Source organism: Streptococcus respiraculi, assembly GCF_003595525.1.
GTDB lineage: Bacteria > Bacillota > Bacilli > Lactobacillales > Streptococcaceae > Streptococcus > Streptococcus respiraculi.
In genome coordinates, this window is record NZ_CP022680.1 from 1,198,274 (window position 1) to 1,218,919 (window position 20,646).

General features: G+C 39.1%; 11 protein-coding genes. 10 read left to right on the forward strand and 1 reads right to left on the reverse strand.

Annotated features, from left to right (window positions below):
• Nucleotides 1–193 precede the first annotated feature (193 nt).
• On the forward strand, nucleotides 194–2,233 hold the full coding sequence (locus CHF41_RS05975; RefSeq protein ID WP_119876425.1) for an AlwI family type II restriction endonuclease: 2,040 nt from the start codon (nucleotides 194–196) through the stop codon (nucleotides 2,231–2,233).
• A 212-nt stretch (nucleotides 2,234–2,445) separates the two neighbouring features.
• Nucleotides 2,446–4,001 (forward strand): IS3 family transposase gene (locus CHF41_RS05980; RefSeq protein WP_119876426.1). Its coding sequence is split into 2 segments (ribosomal slippage): nucleotides 2,446–3,106 and nucleotides 3,106–4,001, totalling 1,557 coding nucleotides; the frame shifts between segments, so codons are not numbered across the junction.
• Between the two features lie 162 nt (nucleotides 4,002–4,163).
• Here CHF41_RS05980 and CHF41_RS05985 read toward each other — a convergent pair.
• The gene (locus CHF41_RS05985; RefSeq protein ID WP_240622939.1) at nucleotides 4,164–6,290 is read right to left on the reverse strand and encodes a Dam family site-specific DNA-(adenine-N6)-methyltransferase; all 2,127 of its coding nucleotides are present in this window, start codon (nucleotides 6,288–6,290) and stop codon (nucleotides 4,164–4,166) included.
• Nucleotides 6,291–6,679: 389 nt separating this feature from the next.
• Between CHF41_RS05985 and CHF41_RS05990 the strand changes: the two genes are divergently transcribed.
• From CHF41_RS05990 to CHF41_RS06025, 8 genes are all read left to right on the forward strand, one after another.
• Nucleotides 6,680–7,474 (forward strand): nucleotidyltransferase domain-containing protein, encoded by a 795-nt coding sequence (locus tag CHF41_RS05990; protein WP_119876428.1) that lies wholly within the window; start codon nucleotides 6,680–6,682, stop codon nucleotides 7,472–7,474.
• 127 nt (nucleotides 7,475–7,601) lie between these two features.
• Entirely contained in the window at nucleotides 7,602–8,147 is a 546-nt protein-coding gene (locus CHF41_RS05995; protein ID WP_119876429.1) for a GNAT family N-acetyltransferase, read from the forward strand.
• Nucleotides 8,148–8,366: 219 nt separating this feature from the next.
• On the forward strand, nucleotides 8,367–9,302 hold the full coding sequence (locus tag CHF41_RS06000) for a hypothetical protein (RefSeq protein WP_119876430.1): 936 nt from the start codon (nucleotides 8,367–8,369) through the stop codon (nucleotides 9,300–9,302).
• A 368-nt stretch (nucleotides 9,303–9,670) separates the two neighbouring features.
• Entirely contained in the window at nucleotides 9,671–10,255 is a 585-nt protein-coding gene (locus tag CHF41_RS06005) for an HD domain-containing protein (protein WP_119876431.1), read from the forward strand.
• A 656-nt stretch (nucleotides 10,256–10,911) separates the two neighbouring features.
• Nucleotides 10,912–15,726, forward strand: a complete 4,815-nt coding sequence (locus CHF41_RS06010; protein WP_119876432.1) for a YSIRK-type signal peptide-containing protein — start codon at nucleotides 10,912–10,914, stop codon at nucleotides 15,724–15,726.
• A gap of 597 nt (nucleotides 15,727–16,323) precedes the next feature.
• Nucleotides 16,324–18,021 carry an FAD-dependent oxidoreductase gene (locus CHF41_RS06015; RefSeq protein ID WP_119876433.1) on the forward strand — a complete coding sequence of 566 codons (1,698 nt, stop codon included), beginning with the start codon at nucleotides 16,324–16,326 and terminating at the stop codon, nucleotides 18,019–18,021.
• Nucleotides 18,022–18,023: 2 nt separating this feature from the next.
• On the forward strand, nucleotides 18,024–19,340 hold the full coding sequence (locus CHF41_RS06020) for an APC family permease (protein ID WP_119876434.1): 1,317 nt from the start codon (nucleotides 18,024–18,026) through the stop codon (nucleotides 19,338–19,340).
• Between the two features lie 19 nt (nucleotides 19,341–19,359).
• Nucleotides 19,360–20,622, forward strand: a complete 1,263-nt coding sequence (locus CHF41_RS06025) for a YeeE/YedE family protein (protein ID WP_119876435.1) — start codon at nucleotides 19,360–19,362, stop codon at nucleotides 20,620–20,622.
• Nucleotides 20,623–20,646: the final 24 nt, after the last annotated feature.

The window sequence follows — 20,646 nt, forward strand, 5'->3', positions numbered from 1 at the left end:
GATAATTTAGATTGCTGTTAGTTATTGAATAGGAAGTAGGGGGAAATGGATTATTTATCTGAGAATCAAGAAAAACAATTCTGTGAAATATTAACTGAAAGTTTTGGGTATCCTCCATTTAATAATCCCAATTTTAATAGGAATAAAATAAGAAAATACGATATAATTAACTTATAAAAAATAAGGAGCGACTATGAAATTAGATAGCCCACAAAGTATTTTTAACATGGGAGATACCTCCATTCGTGTGAAGCAGCTAGTTGATGTGAATAGAATTATTTTAAGTCATATTTCAAAGTATATGAAAGATGGTTTGACTTGGGAGAGAAATACTAGTTTACAGGAAGATTTTTATAAGTCTTTCATCGATGAGATAGTGAGACTTGAGGAGGAGGAAGGCATTGAGCTTTTTAATGACTTCAAAAGAGCCAAGAATTATACCTTGAATACCTCTAGAATTGGCTTAAGGGGAAGGACTCTGACCAATGCTGTGATGAAAGCGGGTTTTATTACACAACAGAGAAGACTCAGTTCAGTAGGTAAAGCTTATTTAAGTCACACTCTAAAAAATGCCGATGCAATTGAAAAGATCCTAGGTCTATCTGAAGACAATCTAGTATATCTGAGACAGTTTCTAAAATTACGAGTTTATTCTTCTGAGACTGATAGATATTTTTATAATTTTAGATTTGCATTACTATTTTTATCGAGATATACGAATGTTCCTCAGAAAGATTTCCTTAAGCTTATTGAATCTATAAAACCTGACCAATCTGAGAAGGAATTAAATGATATTATAGATGAGTATATGCTTACATATAAAAATGAAGAGCTTTTTGAAGAATTCTATAAACGAGTGTTTGCTCCAACATTGAGATCTAATGAAGAACTACAGAAAGTTAAACTCATGTTTTTAGAAGATGATTTATCTGACGAAAATTTTATAAAATATTTTAATAATCGTGATAGCAATGCAACTTCATTACTTTACAAGAGATTTGTTAGTAAATTGCTAGCTTTTCATGAGCAGAAAAAGGAATCTATATATAACGAAATTATCTTACTTTCTAAAGAGGCTAAGATAAAAAAAGCCTTTGGAGAGAATAGAAATCCATTTATTATTCGAAACAAAATGACTATGGAGGAGTTCGTAGAAGAAAATATTGATAACCCTCTTCTCAGTGGTGATGGTTATAAGATATACTTACAATTTATATTTAGTAAGCATAATGATTTAATTAGTGAGTACTCAGACATGTGTAGGAGATCTTTTCAAGTTACAGGTCTAATTAGCTTTGAAAACGGATTAGTTAATTTAAATAATGGCTGGGTAATTTCTCCACTGATAGATCTTCTAGGTGATAAATTCTGTCTTACTGGTGAAGACTTGTATATTAATTATGAACAAAAAGATGATAGTATTTGGTTTGAGGACTTATCTATAGTCGAGATACTAAATATATCTGAAATAGAAATAGATCTTCTGTATAGTGCCTTAGGCCGTGAATTTGGTATAGATGATCTCACTGAGGTTAACAATCTAATCGTAAGAAAACGTGAAGAAGAATATCGTGAATTTATATCTGAGCATTTTCCTATTGATAAAATTATTGATATTTTAGGTTATATAATTGAGAGAGATGATGAGAAAATATTTGGACTAGTGACTGAGAGTGCAACTGTACCTACTATTTATGAATATATCTTGACAATAGCTTGGTACTATATTTCAGATAAAAAGAATTACCTAGTGCATAAAGCATTCCAGGTATCTCTTGACGGTAATAAGCTTCCATTGACACATAGAGGTGGTGGTGCTGGTGATATTGAAATTGTAAACGAAGATTATTGTCTATTAATTGAAGCTACACTAATGGATATGAATACTCAGAAGCGTGGTGAGCTAGAACCTGTTATTCGACATAGTATAAATTTTGCATTGGACAATTTAGAAAGAGAATCGAGAACACTCTTTGTTGCGAATGAGTTAGATAACAATGTATTAAATATTTTTAGGGCTTCACAGTTTGTTGAATTTAATGGAACTTTGAATTCTGGAACAGTTAAGGGAATCAGCATTTTTGCTTTGACAACTTCAGAAATAATAGCAATTTTAGAAAAGAGGATTACGGATATGGAGATACTTCAGACGATGAGCCAGTTTTCAAACTCTTTACCTAATTTTGTGACAAATAACTGGAGAGAAGAGTTTGTAGCTGAATTGTTAAACTAAATAGAGGATAATTGTGCTATTTACAATAGATAGATTCTCCTTTGTATCAAAAAAGCCTTCAGAAACAGGTGTTCTCAGGCCTTTGTCCTCAATCTTTTTTCTTTTACTTGAGAAATAAAAAAACTCTTAATAATGCCGCTATGATATACTCCCCATATAGTAGACAGTGAAAAAACCAACATTCACTAGACACTAGTAAGGGGAGTTTTCCTATGTCCAAAAGAAGTCCAAAATCAGTAGAAGAAAAGTTAGAAATTGTTTGCTTATTACTTAACCAAGAACAGTCGCTTACTCAACTCAGTAAACAATATCAGGTCGATAATCAAACAATCCAGTCTTGGAAAATGAAATATGAGAAGTCCGGTATCGACGGTCTTAAGGAGAGTCGAACTCGGAAACACTACTCGTCTGAGTTAAAAGAACAAGCTGTTCAAGACTATCTAGCTGGTAAAGGTTCCTTAAGAACGATCTGTTCAAACTACCATATCTCTGACACTTATGTTCTCAGAAGTTGGATAAAACGGTATACTAGTGGTAAAGAATTAACATCCACAGGTAAAGGACACAGCCATATGAAGCAAGGACGCAAGACCACCTTTGAAGAACGACTTGAGATTGTCAACTACACCATCGCTCACGAGAAAAACTATCCAGCTGCCATTGATAAGTTTGGTGTCTCCTACCAACAAGTTTATTCATGGGTACGTAAGTTTGAGGAGAGTGGCTCACAGGGACTCATTGACAGACGTGGAAAAGGGTTGGACAGTAAGCCTAATCTCACTAAAACGGAAGAACTTCAACTCAAAATCAAGCAACTGGAAGAACGGAATCGTTATTTAGAAATGGAGGTGGGTCTTCTAAAAAAGTTGGAGGAAATAAAACGGTAAAACCGTCGCTAAGAGCGGGAAAGCACCTTGATACGTTCCAAGTAATTAGCGATTACCATGATAGTTCTATCTCTATCTTATGTCAGATTCTTAAGGTCTCACGTTCAGGCTATTATAAGTGGCTCAACCACAAAGAGACACAATCTGAACGAGAAAATAAAAAGATTATAGAGGCGATTAAGGAGCGCCACAAGTTCCATAACGGAATCCTCGGTTACCGTCGCATGACGACATTCACTAACTGTCGATTCACCACCAACTACAATAAGAAACGGATTCGTCGTCTGATGGGTATTCTTGGCATCCAATCTGTTATTCGTCGTGTGAGACATGCTTGTACGAAAGCTGGTGATAGATTCTACGCTGAGAATCTTCTCAATCGGGATTTTACTGCGACAGCGCCGAATCAGAAATGGTGCACAGATGTCACCTACTTACAATACGGTCTCGGCGCCAAGGCTTATTTGAGTGCAATCAAGGACCTCTATGATGGCTCGATTATCGCCTATGAGATTGGTCACAACAATGATAATCCCTTGGTCATGAAGACTATTAAGAAAGCTCTAGCAGCCAATCCAGGAGCGACACCGCTCATTCATAGTGATCGTGGCAGTCAGTACACATCAAAAGAATATCGTAACTTTACAACACAGACTGGCATCACTCTATCGATGTCACGAGTTGGGAAATGTATCGACAATGCACCGATTGAAAGTTTCTTTGGGCATTTCAAGACAGAGTCTTATCGTCTCAAGAAATACAAGACGTATGAGGAACTAGTCACAGATGTCGAAAGCTATATCCAGTTTTACAATACACAAAGCTATCAAGCGAAACTAAACAACCTGACTCCTTGGGAATTCAGGAATCAGGTCGCTTAGTATCTTTCATTATTTGACTGTCTACTTGACAAGGAGCTGTTCACTATATCAGCATTTCCAAGAGTTTCTGTTGTATGGCAGTCAACCCCAAAAATAAACATTTTTCTATCTCTAATAGGGTTTGTCTATGTTTTGAAATGAGCAATATTAACTACTCATTTTTTAGTAGTTAGTTATTAATACTTCAACGGTCTTACCAACCTTCGCTCTTGATTGATAGTTTGAATTATTGTAATTAAAATTTAAATAATGAATTTTATATTTTTTTGCCCAATTAATGAGTAATGCATTTTCTTCTCCTTTATGAACGAGTACATTCGATAAAGCAAATTTTATCCCCGTGTCATTCAATTTATCAAGAGATTCCAGTAAATCTGCTTCATCAGAAAATGTCCATCCACCTGACTCATTGTAAACAGCAGTAGAAATCAAGTAGGGAGGATCAAGATATACAAAATCGTTGGTATTAAATTTTGTATTTCGAAGTAATTCTCTAAAATCTAATGTTGAAAAAGAAACGTTTCTATCTTTAATAAGATCTAAAAAAGTTTTAAGCTTTTTCTCCATTTTTTCATTAAAATCTCGTTTTCCAGTAGGCATGTTAAATTCTCCTTTACTGTTAAATCGAATTTGATTATTAAATCCAAATACAATCAATATATAAAAAATAAGAGGATTTATTTCTTCGTCAAACAATCCTTTGTTATAGTCATTTCTCAATTTAAGATATCTTGACTTATTTACATCTTTTAAACCAGTTGAAGAAGAGACACCATAGTAATCGTAACCATGAAGCTTAGTGTTAGATAAGTTGTAGCTTGAAATTATTTTTTCGATATTTTTAATCAATGTTTTCTGATCTGATTTTGCCAAATATTGCAATAACTCAATAATTTTGTAGTTAATATCGTTGATATTATACTTTTTAGCCGTAATATTTATACTGACATTTGCACCACCTGCAAATACATCATAAAAATTGTCTATGTCTTTAGGGAATAATGGAAGTAATTGTGGTATGAGCTTTGACTTTCCCCCTGTATAATTAATTGGAGATTGATTGGCTTTAATCTTTACCTTATGCGATTTTTGCGATACCTTGCATAAATAGAGTAATTCTTTATGGTCATCTATAGTTGTTTTACCAGTAGTAAAGACTTTGAAAGGAGTTTCGAATACTTTAACTTTTCCTTTTTGACTTAGTATTTCAATAATCTCTTCATTTGAAATTTTAGCGTTAGATCTTCCGTTTCCTTTCTTAGCCATATTATTGTAGGAAACTAAGATATATTTAGCATTAATATTTTCTATTAAATCTGAAAAAGCTTCAGGAGCTTTAGAGGTTGAATACTTTGATTTTATATGCTCTCTGTTAACCATTTTGAGTGCAATACCAGTTAATTTTGGTTGGGACCAGTCTACGATATTCTCAAGAAGATGATAGGCATCTCCATATTGTCTTGAATTATAGGGCGTATCTATATAAACTAAATCAGCTGTTATTTTTCGAACTAAATCATTTGCGTCTTCACTATAGATTTCATTTTCAACATTTATGTTATTTTCAGGAAGTCGCAAATTTAAAGGAGTATAAGTATCAAGCTTTTTCCGATAAGCATCGTAGTGTCCAACTGTATTTGCAACTTTGTCCATAGCATATAGTAGTGAGGTAAGGAGAAATGCACGTTCTCTATCGTTGATATTATAAGTATCAATTTTTTCTCTGACTGCACCTATCTTTAAAGCATTTTCATAGGAAAAATATTTATCTCCAAAATTGATTGAAACGTAATTATCTTCTATTGGTTTTAAAGTATTAAGTTCATTAATTATAGCTTGTAATTTATTGTAATTGACATTTTGGTTACCAAACCAAGTTTTATAGCTAATTACGTTTGAATGAAGAATGTCATTGATAATAATTTTTTTTCCTTGCTTTCTGAATAAATCAGATACAACCCCAGTACCACCGAAAATATCAGCCACTGTATTGATTCCAGTTGTATTTTCTCTAACCACCTTGCCAATGAAGTCTAACATTTTCTGTTTAGAACCTAGATATCTCCTATTACTGATTTGGAGTGGAGTATCATCCGAGTGATGCAAGTTGTTCTTTTTTGTTTTATCTTTGATTATTTTTTCAATATTGTTTATATCAGATTGTGACCAAGCATACCAATTTCTAAAATCTTTATCAGGGGCTGGTAAAATCCCCTCTTTTATCCAGTTTTGAATTGTTTGTCTACTGATATTATACTTAGTCTCGATTTCCTTCGTTGTTAATGTCATTATTCCACCTTTTATGCAACTATGCATCTATATTATTTTACAGCTATCCTAGTATAACATAGTGTACAAAATCTGTGAAGTATAAATTGTAAGTTTAATAACTAACTAAGATAATTGTGATATAATTATCTTAGTTATCATTCGATATTTTCTAAGTAGATTTAGCTATTTGGTAAAATACGATTTAATTGACGATATTATAGAAGATAAGTTGTATTTTCATGGAGTGAAATGTTGAATTTTATCAGTAATCTGATAGAATATCACCGAGAAAAATAGAGAACAATATTTAAAAATTAGCACTAGAAAGATAAGCGGCGAGCAATTGGACTTTAAATATTATCAGCTCTCAAACCTTACGTTGATTTCCTTAAATGATAGGAGGATATATGCAAACACAAGAAGAAATGATGACGTTAGTTCCGCAAAAATTACGGGAGATTGAAAAAGAATATGGTATAGAGGTGCTCTGGGCGGTGGAGTCTGGAAGCCGAGCTTGGGGCTTTGAGTCTCCTGACAGTGATTTTGATGTCCGATTTATTTATAAGCGTAAGGCGAAAGATTACCTCAAGCTGACACCCGATAGAGATGTGATTGAGCTACCAATTGATGATACTTGGGATGTGAATGGCTGGGATTTGGACAAGGCTTTAAAACTTTTGGCTAAATCCAATCCAACTCTTTTTGAATGGCTACACTCTCCTATTGTTTATGTTAAATCGGATTTTGTGGAAAAACTGGCACCATTACTAGAGAATTGCTTTTCTGAAGAGAGAATGATGTATCATTATGTATCAACAGCCAAAGGACAACTGGCAAAATATCTGAGTGGTGATTTAGTGAGACCCAAGAAATATTTTTATGCCTTACGTCCCATTTTAGCCTGCAAATGGGTGGAGACCTTCCACACTGCACCGCCAGTTTTATTTGATGACTTGGTGAAAGCTTGTTTACCAGCGGAGTTAGAATCTTCAGTAGAAAAATTATTGGCTATCAAAAGGGCGAGTTCGGAAGCAGCAGAAATAGCTCCTATTTCTGACCTCCATGCCTATCTTGTAAAATCTATCCAAGAAATTGATACCTACCTACAAAATCAAGCTAGTATACCCAAAGTTGATTGGAATCTACTGAATCAATTTTTCTGGACAGAGTTGGAGATTAATACTCATGAGGAAAGGGATTGAGGTAGACTTATAGAGTAGAAGAAAGGCTGTAACGACAGTGAGAAACTATCGTGGTTACAGCTTTTTTTGAGTTTTGTGGTAGAATAAATAGTATTAGAAAAGATAGAATAAGCTAGGAGAGCAATCAATGGATTACTTAAAATATATTGAAACAAGCAGATTGATCATTAGGCCACTAGACGTGAACGATTATCATTCATGGCTAGAAGGATTTAACAATAGACATACCTCAATGAGCTCCTTTGATGACGGTAAATTGGATATGTCGATGTGTGATGAACAATGGTATGAAAACTTAGTGAATAAACATAGACAAATGCGGCAGGAAGATTATCAATATATTTATGGTGTTTTTGATAAGCTGAATAATCATATAGGTATGATAGATATTGTTACTCTGGAAAGAGGAAATTTCCAGTGGGGGGAAATAGGTTATTTTATTCATAACCAGTATTGGAGGAGAGGATATGCGTATGAAGCTCTCCAGGGGTTATTACAAAACATAAAGAAATTACAATACCATAGGATTGAAGCACATGTAAGTAAGGATAATAAGGCATCCAAGAACCTCCTAATAAAGTTAGGATTCAAATTTGAATGTACCAGAGAACAATTTATATTGGAAAACGATAGTTGGACAGATAAAGATATTTACATATTTATAATAGAATGACATATTAAAATGCTGGAATAGATTAAAAATCCGAAGCTGTAATATAAAGGCTTTTTGCATACGCTAGATTTGATGATAGATGAAAGTCGTTTATCTATCTTTCTCTACGCCTCAGGAAGAAATGTTCAATTGTTTATAATACTGAAGGTGCATGAATCAAAATAGCGGTTACCATGCTATAATGGGAGTAGGAAAAATGATTCGAGGGTTTTCAGATACATGGACAATTATATTTATCAGCAGGTGATTTGTTCAAGAGACTTTCTTGAGCAATATTTCATTGATTATTATCCTACATATGAAGACAAGTGTCTTGATCCACCCTATATCAGTTTTAATAGGCTTATGAGGGTCAGTAATCTTGTAGAATATCAAGAAAAATATGGGGAATACATTTATTATGGATATGGGTTTTCTTACAGGGAGATAAGTGACGGAAAGTATATTGTAAAATTTGCAACTAAGAGAGAATATCCCATCGCTGCAATTAATCAGGCAATCGCTATTGATTCAACAATTGAATGGTATGCTGTTGAAGAAAATTGCAGCTATATTTCGAAATTTTATTGGAATCATGGTGTAAAAGAAGCAATTGAGCTTTTGATGGATGATTTCTTTATCTGGATCGAGAAGCATTATGAATTGGATGATAGTTTATCTGATGAAGATCATATTGCTTGGTATTATTTACAAAATCGTAAGGCTTTTTGGATACCTTTTCCAGATGATTTGAATTTACCACGATTTTATAAATCTATCGATAAAAAAGAGGAACGGTTAGTTACGGAAGAAAATATCACTTATCTTGAAGCGAGAGTTGGAGGTTTTCAAGACCCCTCTGTCTATGCGTCTATGGATGTTCAAAATAATGAGGTAAGGTATTCAAATATTGTGAAATGGGAAACTGATAAAACCACTTTACGAGTAAGCGCTTGGAAAATGAATCGCTTTTTGAAAAAACTAAAAAGATGTCATTTGTTCGACTGGGATTTAGAATATCCCAATTATTTAGATATAATTGATGGTACTTGGTGGGAAGTCTCCTATGTTGTTGATGGGAAAAAAGTTGTCAAATCAGGCGATAATTATTTTCCGGATGAGTGGGAAAAATTCTGTGAATCTGTCTCAGAATTGACTGGACAAGATTTTTCTTGAAATTAGTATTTTTAGTGGAGTGTGAAATGTGGACAAGACGGAGCCGTTATATAACTGAATCAAAAAACTTGATTGATTAATTGGAAAAAGAAGGACACTTCCATGATTTTCTAGTGGGTTCTTTTACCTATGATAGTCAGTCAGGATTTGTGCAGCTGACCATTGAAGAAGATGATACATGGTCTGATCAGACGAACTCTCCAGCTTTGATATGGGATTTAGAGTGTCTATCTTTGATTTTTTCCGAATATAAAGGACGAAAAATATCTTTTTTATTTACATCTAACTTTTTGTATGGTAAACTGTTCGCTAAAAATATAAAAGGATGAAAGTGAACTATTTTGCTGAATAGGAGATAGGGGGAAGTGATGGAGCGTTTAAAAAAACAGGTTGAATTTATTGAGGAGATTGAAAAATTAAAGACGATATCAAGATTCAATAGAACGTTGGATGGCCGATTTGAAAACAGTGCGGAGCACTCATGGCAAGTTGCCCTAACGTCTATCATTTTACAGGAGCATTATCCTCACAAACTAAATATGGAAAAAGTATTATCAATGTTGTTACTACATGATTTGGGTGAGATTTATGCTGGAGATACGTGGGTTTTTGATGAAGTCAAAAAGTCTACTGCACATGAAAAAGAATCAGAGTCTATCCATCAATCACTTAGTGTACTTCCTAGGAACCAATCCAGTATGTTGAAGGAATTATGGGCTGAATTTGAAACAGGAGATAGTGCGGAAGCCAGGTATGCTAGAGTGATTGATGCGTTGGTTCCCCTAATCAATCATCTAACTGTCTCTGGAAAAGGTTTTAATCCTGATAATCTTTCTTCAAAAATAGTGATGGAAAAGAAAAGGTTTATAGAGCAGGAATCAAGTGAGTTGTGGGAATTAGTTCAAGAACTGATAGCATCAAGTATCGAAAAAGGGCTCTATAATAGAGAGTGAATCACTTGAAAATAAGAATGGATATATAAAAAAGCCTCGACAAGGCTTTTTTTGTTACAATCTGACACTTTGTGGGAGAGAGTTTGGCACGATAATCTAGTTTTTGTTTGTTTGTGTTTTCTTGTAAAAAATTTCTTTATCAACATTAAAGTAGTTGACTAGGTAATCAAATGATTATATAATAGTAGAGTAATCAAGTGATTACCTAATGTTGTCCTATGTATCTGCTAGATACGTTTCAAATAGATAACTAGGTAGTCAGTAGTCAGGCTCGTACAACTGGCTTGTTGGCCTTGATAAATCAAGAGAGGAAAGAGTAGCACAATGATGGAAAAACAGAAAATTAGCTCCTTTTATGAGAGCAGAACTTTCCATTGCCGGAAATGCGGAAATAAGGTTGTGACCGTTGCAGGAGTCTTAGATCGTAGAACAAGGTTTTGCAGCGCCCTTTGTAGCAGACGTTATTGGCGGCATTCAGAAAAATATAAAAAAGCCAAGCTGGAAGACAGTACTTGCAGTATATGATAGAATCTGTAATCCAGTAGCAGTTGGTGATAGGGAGTGAGGATAATCGGGATGTTGTTTAACGATTTTTTCTTACTCCCCTTTTTCAAGTCTAAAAAATAGAGAAATAAAAATGATACGGAGGAATAACGATGAATCATTCGAAGAAGCGTTTTAATTGGTATGCGCTGCAACAGACATTTTCCATTCGGAAATTGTACTTTGGAGCAGCTAGTATTGCGGTGGGAAGTCTCCTTTGCTTTGCAGGCGTTGAAGCACGGGCTGATGAGGTTGGAAATCATAATGGGAATCTGACCGCCTCTACTGGAAGTGTCTCGCCTTTAACAAGTGAGGATGCCTTCAAAATTGCGAGAGGAGAAATCACGCTGGAGGGCAATATCGTAGATCGGACCTTGTACCAGCAGCCACCTCTTGATCCAGACCAAGATGACGATCAGGATGGCTTGACCAACAAAGAAGAACTCTATGTCTACGAGGTAGAGGGTAAGAAATATTATGGCTATCATAGCCATCCCAAGTTAGCAGATACGGATGGCGATGGATGGTTGGATGGTGACGAGGCAAAACAGCGCCAGACAAATCCACGAAAATGGGAAGACATTACGGATCGTGAAGCAGTCCTATTTATGGAATTGGTCTACCGAGACGATGCCTATATTCGTCACGTTCTTGATCCGACTCTTTACACGATTGATCGCTATCAAGGGCGTAAAGAGTATGAGATCATGCATAAAGAACTAGCTCCATTTTGGGCTGTGAAAGAGACCTATCATGAGGCTAATGGTTTTGATGCGGTATTATTTGAGAACCGATTCCATAGGGAAAAGTATGGGGAAGTTCCAGGAGACTACTTAGACGATGAGAAACTCCAAGTCCTTGCCATTAGAGGAACTGCAGGGGCTGAGGATGTGAGAGACGATGCAAAGATTGCCTTTGGACTCAATCCTAGTCAGGCACAGTCCATCAGTAATTTGCTCAAGAAATTAAATGATGAAAAAATGGTGGACAATCTCTACCTCACAGGTCATTCTTTAGGAGGTTATTTAGTCCAGCGTGGTATGGTTGAAGCTCATGACAAGGGTTATTCCTGGATTCGGAAAGGTTACACCTTTAATGCACCGAAGATTTCAGGGAATATCTTTAATGGGCTAAACAACGTTGCAAAAAGAGGAGATAAACTCACAGAGGTTGGAAAGGTCACGCATTATGTTGTTTCTAATGATAATGTCACATCTTGGACTGGTAATTTTAAACATTCTATCAATGTCGGTCGTACGCAGGAGGGGCACGGTTCCAGAAGTTATTTCGAGGATCGGATTTCAAGAGAGTTTCCAGGATTTGTGAATGGGAAAAAGGGCAGTTTGGCAGGTACTGGCTATCAAGACGAGTGGCTTTATCATTTGAAATTTACTTCAAAAGAGGATGATTCGACACGCTATCAACCGACTGCTAAGGAGGAGTCGATTGTTCTGCCAGTTGGTTCATCGCTACCAGCAAGTCTGCCAAATTCAGAAGAGATGATAACAAATCGGCAGGAGCTGCCACAGTCCGACACCTATCTCTACTGGGATTTGACTACCTTGCCAGATTCTAGCACCGCAGGAAGTAGGACTGCGACGCTGATTGTAGAGTATCCAGATCGGTCGAAGGATTTCATTGAGGTACCGATTACCTTCGTTGGACCTACCAAGCCAGTTGAAGCCCCAGAAGATAGTACAGAGCCAGCTCAGACAAATCCAGCGGATTCAAGTCCCGCTACTGAAAATCAACCCGATACCCCAGAAGGAGGCACCTCTGACACTCCAGCATTACTTGATAATCCTAAAGCAACGAATCCAGCACCTGATACGGATAGCCCTGCCCTTGCAGAGCCTGATTCGGAATTGCCAACTGAGACTGTGGAGATTCCAGTTGACTCACCTGATTCGTTAACGCCGACTGAGGAGGAACATTCTACTGACACAGAAGATAAACCTGACTCTGCAACTGAGGAGCCAGCAAGTCCAGCTGAGCAACCAGATACTCCCGAACCATCTGACAAAGAAACCGAGACACGAGAACCCGATTCGGATAAAACAGGGTCTGAAATTTCAGAGCCCAAAGTCGATGAGAACAAGCCTGCACCAGCAGAGCCAGATTCAGAACTACCGACTGAGCCGGAAGAGACTCCAGTTGACTCACCTAATTCGGCAACTCCGACTGAGGAGGAACATTCCACTGACACAGAAGATAAACCTGACTCTGCAACTGAGGAGCCAGCAATTCCAGCTGAGCAACCAGATACTCCCGACCCATCTGACAAAGAAACCGAGACACCAGAACCCGATTCGGATAAAACAGAGTCTGAAACTTCAGAACCCGAAGTTGATGAGAACAAGCCTGCACCAGCAGAGTCAAACTCGGGAACACCAGCTGATGCTTCTGACAAGAAGAATGATTCTCCAGTAACTGACTCAGACAACAGCGCCCCAGACACACCAAGCGAAGAGCCTACCGAGACTGAGTCATTAAATTCTGAAACTGAACAAGCTGATTCAAGTATAGCTGAACCGTCAGATACTGATGAAGCCAAGTCAGAGGAATCTTCTGACAAAGAAAACGAGACACCAGAACCCGATTCGGATAAAACAGAGTCTGAAATTTCAGAGCCAGAAGTCGATGAGAACAAGCCTGCACCAGCAGAGCCAGGTTCAGAACTACCGACTGAGCCGGAAGAGACTCCAGTTGACTCAACTAATTCGGCAACTCCGACTGAGGAGGAACATTCCACTGACACAGAAGATAAACCTGACTCTGCAACTGATGAGCCAGCAAGTCCAGCTGAGCAACCAGATTCTCCCGAACCATCTGACAAAGAAACCGAGATATCAGAACCCGATTCGGATAAAACAGAGTCTGAAGCATCAGAACCCGAAGTTACTCCAGCTCAACCTATTTCAACTGATCCTAGCGCAACTAATCTTGATTCAGAAATCCTGACTGAATCAGTGGAAGACAAACCAGCAGAGCCTGATTCGGAATTGCCAACTGAGACTAAAGAGACTTCAGTTGACTCACCTAATTCGGCAACTCCGACTGAGGAGGAGCATTCGACTGACACAGAAGATAAACCTGACTCTGCAACTGAGGAACCAGCAAGTCCAGCTGAGCAACCAGATACTCTCGAACCATCTGACAAAGAACCCGATTCGGATAAAACAGAGTCTGAAATTTCAGAGCCAGAAGTCGATGAGAACAAGCCTGCACCAGCAGAGCCAGGTTCAGAACTACCGACTGAACCGGAAGAGACTCCAGTTGACTCACCTAATTCGGCAACTCCGACTGAGGAGGAACACTCTACTGACACAGAAGATAAACCTGACTCTGCAACTGAGGAGCCAGCAAGTCCAGCTGAGCAACCATATTCTATCGACCCATCTGACAAAGAAACCGAGACACGAGAACCCGATTCGGATAAAACAGGGTCTGAAATTTCAGAGCCCAAAGTCGATGAGAACAAGCCTGCTCTTGCAGAGCCTGATTCGGAATTGCCAACTGAGCCGGAAGAGACTCCAGTTGACTCACCTGAGCCAGCAACTCCAAACGTGGAGGAACACTCTACTGACACAGAAGATAAACCTGACTCTGCGACCGAAGATTCAAATTCTTCTGAGGTAGCTGAAAAAGAACCAGGAACTCTAGAACCAGACGCCGCTCCAGCTCAACCTAATTCAGCAAACTCGACCGAATCAGGTGAAGACAAACCAGCTGATACTTCTGATAAAGAGAATGATTCTCCAGTAACTGACTCAGACAGCAGCAAGCCAGTCACCCCAATTGAAGAAACAACCTCTACTGAACCATCAAATTCTGAAACTGGTCAAGCTAATACCAACACCGATGAATCACCAGAATCAGATACACCTGTTGAGGTTAGCCCGACTGAAAGCTCTGACAAAGCTCCTGAAACCTCAGAACCAGAAGTCGATGAGGACAAGCCTGTTACAACAGAGTCAGACTCAGAACGACCAACAGAGCCAGAGGGAGAAGTACCAGATGAATCACCTGAACCAGCAACTCCGACCGAGGAAAATAATTCGACTAACACAGAGGACAAACCTGACTCTGCAACTGATGAGCCAAATTCTTCTGAGGTAGCTGACAAAGAGCCCGAAATATCAGTACCAGATACAGTTACAGAAGCTCCAGAATCTGAAACTACAGAGTCAGAAGTTGATGAGGACAAGTCTGCACCAGCAGAGTCAGACTCAGAACTATCAACCGAGTCAGAAGGTGAGAAGCCTGTTGAGTCAACCAATCCGATAACTCCGACCGAGGAAGGCAGTTCGACTAACACAGAAGATAAAACAGACCCTGCGACCGAAGATTCAAATTCTTCTGAGGTAGCTGAAAAAGAACCAAGAACTCTAGAACCAGACGCCGCTCCAGCTCAACCTAATTCAGCAAACTCGACCGAATCAGGTGAAGACAAACCAGCAGAAGTTGTTGAACCATCAGAGACTAAAGGCGGGAAAGATAATTCATTTGGAGACAGCTTACCAAATTCTCCTGCACCATCACAATCCATCCAATCTTCTCAAGCGGGGACATCTGACGGGAAGTCGGATACCAACCAGTTTGCTGATACAGACACCCAGTCGCAAGAAATACCTCCATTAGCAGAGGATGGATTAAATATGTCGCATGATTTGGGGCTCACAAAATCTAAGGAAGTTCCACATGTTAACCTCTCTACTGACTCTATGGACAACTTAACAGCACCTAATAGCTCGAGTAGCTCAGATATGGGAGAAGTAAAAGCTAGTCAGGGTGCTCAGGGAAGCCAACATAAAAGGTTGCCTAATACAGGTAGTACCTCCACTCTACCAACAGCAGGGCTTATGCTCCTCTTTGCTACCCTATTAGGGCTTCCAAATCGGAAGCGGAAAGAGAAGCCTGAAGAGTGAGGTATCTATAGGCGGCTCATTTTTCGAAGCAACTCAGCGGATTGTAAACACTAAATGCTACTTCACATTCGCATATATAAACCCTATCTGATTGTCTGTCAGATAGGATTTTTTTCGCTGAAGAAGATATATTCTGCAAGTTATCATTATAAAATATGAGGGAAATGGAATGCGAGCAGTCATCAATTGCCCCAAGCTATGGTTATGATGGGATGAGAATATATATATCGCACATACGAAGAACCTAAGAAAAGAATCAAGATTCTCTATTATTGACACTATTTAGAGAGGTGAGATTTCTCCTTGGGAAGCCCCCTAATTATTTCTTGAGAACTTATACGGTAAATGACTTAATAGAGGTAATGAAGGAGGCCTTGTAAGCTGAAAGACCTTGTCAGAAAGAACTGGCAAGGTCTTTTTGTCTCGCATTATCTCCGCACTGTTTTTAGTAATTGCTCCTCAAATTGTGCCTGTTGCGTAGCTATTTAGGAGGGAGATAAAAAAGATGATGATATATTTATTTGAAAACGTTGACAAACATTCAATTGAATGTTAAAATAAGTTTGAAAAAAATATCACAAACTCAGGAGGATGAAAATGACGAAAAAATATATTGTCGTCGGTGGTGTCGCAGGAGGAGCTTCTGTTGCGGCTAGACTGCGCCGACTCGATGAACAGGTGCCTATTCAAATCTACGATAAAGGATATGACGTTTCCTTTTCAAATTGTTGCTTGCCCAACTACTTCAGTGGAGAAGTAGCGGACATTGAAGATTTGATTTTCTATAATCCAGCTAGTCTAAAACAGACTTATAACCTAGACGTCAAGGTTCGTCATGAGGTGGTGAAGATTCTTTCAGATGAGCACAAGGTCGTAGTGAAAAATCTGGAAACTGGTGAGGAGTTTGAAGACAGCTATGATGCCCTGATTCTATCACCCGGAGCAAAAGCAATCTTGCCACGCTCTATCAAAGGAATTGACAGCTCCCATGTCTTTAGCTTGAAAAATGTGTCTGATGTTCGAGCGATTGACCAGCATTTGACAGTAGCCGATGCAGCAGAGGTCGTTGTTGTTGGGGGTGGCTTTATCGGTGTAGAAGTTGCCGAATGCTTGAAAAAGGCCGGTAAAACTGTTCACTTAGTCGAAGCAAGTGCGCAAATTATGACACCTTTTGATGAGGACATGGTGCAGATGTTGCACAAAGAACTTCTAGATAATGACGTCAACCTTATTTTGGAAGACGCGGTAGAGGAGATTACAGCAGATAGCGTACGTCTCTCTAGTGGTAATACCCTATCTGCTCAAGCAGTAATCATGGCAATTGGTGTCACACCAGATGTTGATTTTGCTGTTGCCTCTGGTATTCAGCTGGGTGAAACAGGAGCGATTGCGGTTGATGCGACCTACCAGACCAATTTACCAGATGTCTATGCGATTGGAGATGCAATTGAAGTGACCAATCGTCAGACAGGCAAGAAAATGCGCCTGCCGTTAGCGGGACCTGCCCAAAAGCAAGCACGTAATCTAGCAGATTCCCTAGCTGGTCAACCACAACCAAATCGTGGAGTGATTGGTTCTTCTTGTATCCGAGTTTTTGGTCTAAACGCTGCAGCTACTGGTCTCAATGAAAAGACTTGTCAAACCCAAGGAATTGATTATCGGGTTGCTCTCGTGATTCCAAATGATCGTGTTGGCTTAATGCCAGAAGCTTCGCCCATGCACTTTAAACTCGTTTATGAATACCCAACTGGTAAGGTTCTAGGTGCCCAAGCTATTAGTAAGGGGAATCCAGTTAAGAATATCAATGTCATTGCGACTGTCATCAGCATGGGTGGCTATCTAGAAGATTTGAAAGACTTGGAATTGTGTTATGCGCCAGCCTTTTCTACAGCGAAAGATGTCGTGAATTTTGCAGGAATCGTTGGCTTGAACTACTTACACGGTGTCTATGAGCAAGTACCTGTTACAAGCGTTCGCAGTTTGGTTGAACAGGGCGAATTTATCCTCGATGTTCGTGGGAAAGAGGCCTTTGACGCTGCTCATGTCAAGGGTGCAGTTAATATTCCGCTCGATGAAATTCGTGAGCGTCTGGATGAAATTCCAAAAGACAGACCAGTCTACATTCATTGTCGGACTTCTTGGAATAGCTACTATGCCATCTGCGCTCTAAAAGGATATGGATATGATAATATCATCAATATCCAAGGCTCTTTCTTAATGCTCAGCTATTATGAGTACTTTAAAGATCAGACGACAGGGCGTAAGCCGATTGTCACAGGCTACAATTTTGATTAGCTATGTCAAAGGGATTATCGAAATTAGACGTGATTGCCCTCGTGATTGGAGCTGTGATTGGTTGGGGGTCCTTCTACCTGCCGGGCAATAAATTTTTACCAGAAGCAGGAGTAATCAATACTGCCATTGGTTTTGTGGTTGGAGGTATCTTAATCTATGCCATTCAAGTCGGCTACCATACGATGATGTTTCACCATCAGGAACAAGGAGGAGAATTCTCCTATACGCTGGTTCATCTCGGAAAGAAACACGGATTTGTCGTTGGTTGGGCACTCAGCTTTTGTTACCTAACGCTGATTTCCTTAAATGCAACAGCCGTTGTCTTGGTGCTTAGAGAAATCTTGGGGACTGTTTCCTATGGCTATCTCTACACGATTGCAGGCTATCCTGTTTACCTATCAGAGATTGGCATAGGGATGGGCATTATCTATTTCTTTTACTGGATTAACAAGCGCGGTTTAGTCCTGTCGATGACCTTTCAAAAAATCTTGATTCTCTGTTTGGTTGCAACGGTTGTTATCTTGAGTATATGGATGTTTTTCCATGGAAATAAGCAGCAGTTCTACGCGTCTTATGTCGCACATTATCAGCTTGATTGGGCAGCGATTATCAGAGTGGTCGCCATTATCCCCTTCTTATTTGTTGGCTTTGATATTGTCCCTCAGGTGATGACGGATTTAGGCTTTTCCATCAAGGCGGCGACCAAGGTGACCCTGCTTGCGACAATGGTCGGTGTCTTGATTTATAACTTGTTAAATCTGATGACGGCTCTGGCCTATTCACCTACTCAGGCCAAACACCTAGCCTGGGCAAGTGGCAGTGCAGTCTTGACCTATGCAGGCTGGTTAGGCTTTGGAGCTCTTTGTATCGCCTTGTTTGCAGCGGTTGTGGGCGGAATTAACGGCTTTCTAATTGCAAGTAGTCGGGTGGTGTCCTCGCTTGCTCTTTATGAGTTGCTGCCGAGTCGCTATGCACAACAAAATCGACACCAAGTAGCAGAGCAGGCCTTGAAGTTTGTATCGCTGATTGCAGCTTTGCTCTTATTTTTAGGGCGCGAGGTCATCTTGTATATTGTCGATTTATCAAGTCTCATGGCGGCAGTCACCTATGCCTATGTTTGCTTTATCAGCGCTAAACTGGCTAAAAGTCCAGTTGATAAACGATTGAGCCAGTTAGGTGTTGCTATTAGTTTCTTCTTTATCGGATTACTTCTAGTACCAGGTTCTCCTAGTCAACTAGGTGGTATTTCGATGGGGATTTTAGTTGGTTGGATATTGCTAGGCTTTTTATACTTTAGAGTGACTAGCAATCGGAAATAAAAAATTTAGGAGAATAAAAATGAAAAATCTCGAACGTACTATGGGAATAGTAGGGATTGTTGCTATTTTGCTTTTTGGGCACTATTATCTGTCATCAGACATGCTATTTTTCCGCTTAGTGATTGGTGCTGGTCTAGGTTATACCTTAAGTAGAGGTTATACGGGCTTTGCAGGAAGTGTTAATCGTGCCTATCGAACAGGTTCTACGCGTCTTATGCGGACGATGATGATGATGTTCTTTATTACCTGTTTGCTCAGCGCAGCTTTCTTATTCAATGTGGATGCTTCCACTTACGATTTATGGGTCAATCCAATTAACTGGGGCTTGTTGCTAGGAGGTATTCTCTTTGGATTTGGGATGACGTTCTCATCTTGTTGTGCTTCAGGTGTGTTGACCGATTTGGTTACAGCTCTTCCTAGAGGACTCTTAACCTTGATTTTCTTCTGTTTGGGTGTCTTTATCGGATTCCCTATCCAAAACAGTGCTTCTTGGATTCAAAAATCTTGGGTAACAAGTGAAACTGGTGAGAAACTTTACGGTGGAGTCTACTTGCCTGACCTCTTTAAGTTTGACGGCTTGGATGGTTATCTAGGTGCACTCGTATTGACAGGTGTCTTGTGTCTTATCGTGATTTGGATGGCCTATCGTTATGAAGCTCGTCGCAAACAAGAGGGGACCTACTCTGGTCACTTTGGCGAAAAAATCCAAGATATGGAAGTTGCAGAAGCAACTACTGAAGCACCTGTAACTGCAGGAGATTGGTACGATCGTCTATTTGTAAAAGCGTGGTCTTTACGGACAGCAGCAGTTGTACTTGCTATTCTCTTTACTCTCCTAATGGGGATTACCAAGGCTGGCTGGGGTGCAAGTACCCCTTATGGTCTCTGGTTTGGACAGGTATTGCTATTGTTTGGTGTAGATGCTAGTAGTCTTGCAAGCTTCACCCTCATGCCAGAAGGAGCCTTTACAACTCCATTTTTAGAACATCCTATCAGTGTTCAAAACTTGGGAATTGTGCTTGGTACAATCGTCTTCTTGCTAACTTCAGGAACCTTCACCAAGGTCTGCAAATCTGAACTACGGATTACAGGCAAGCAATCCTTCTTCTATATTCTCGGAGGATTCCTCATGGGATTTGGAACGCGTTTGGCAAATGGATGTAATGTCGGTGCTCTCTTTACACCGATTGCAAATTTCTCTTTATCTGGCTGGGTCTTCCTCATCTTCCTTGTGAGCGGTGGTATTCTTGGAAATATGGCTGCGAAAAAATTTGATGTCTAAGATACAGTTGCTCTTTCTTCTACA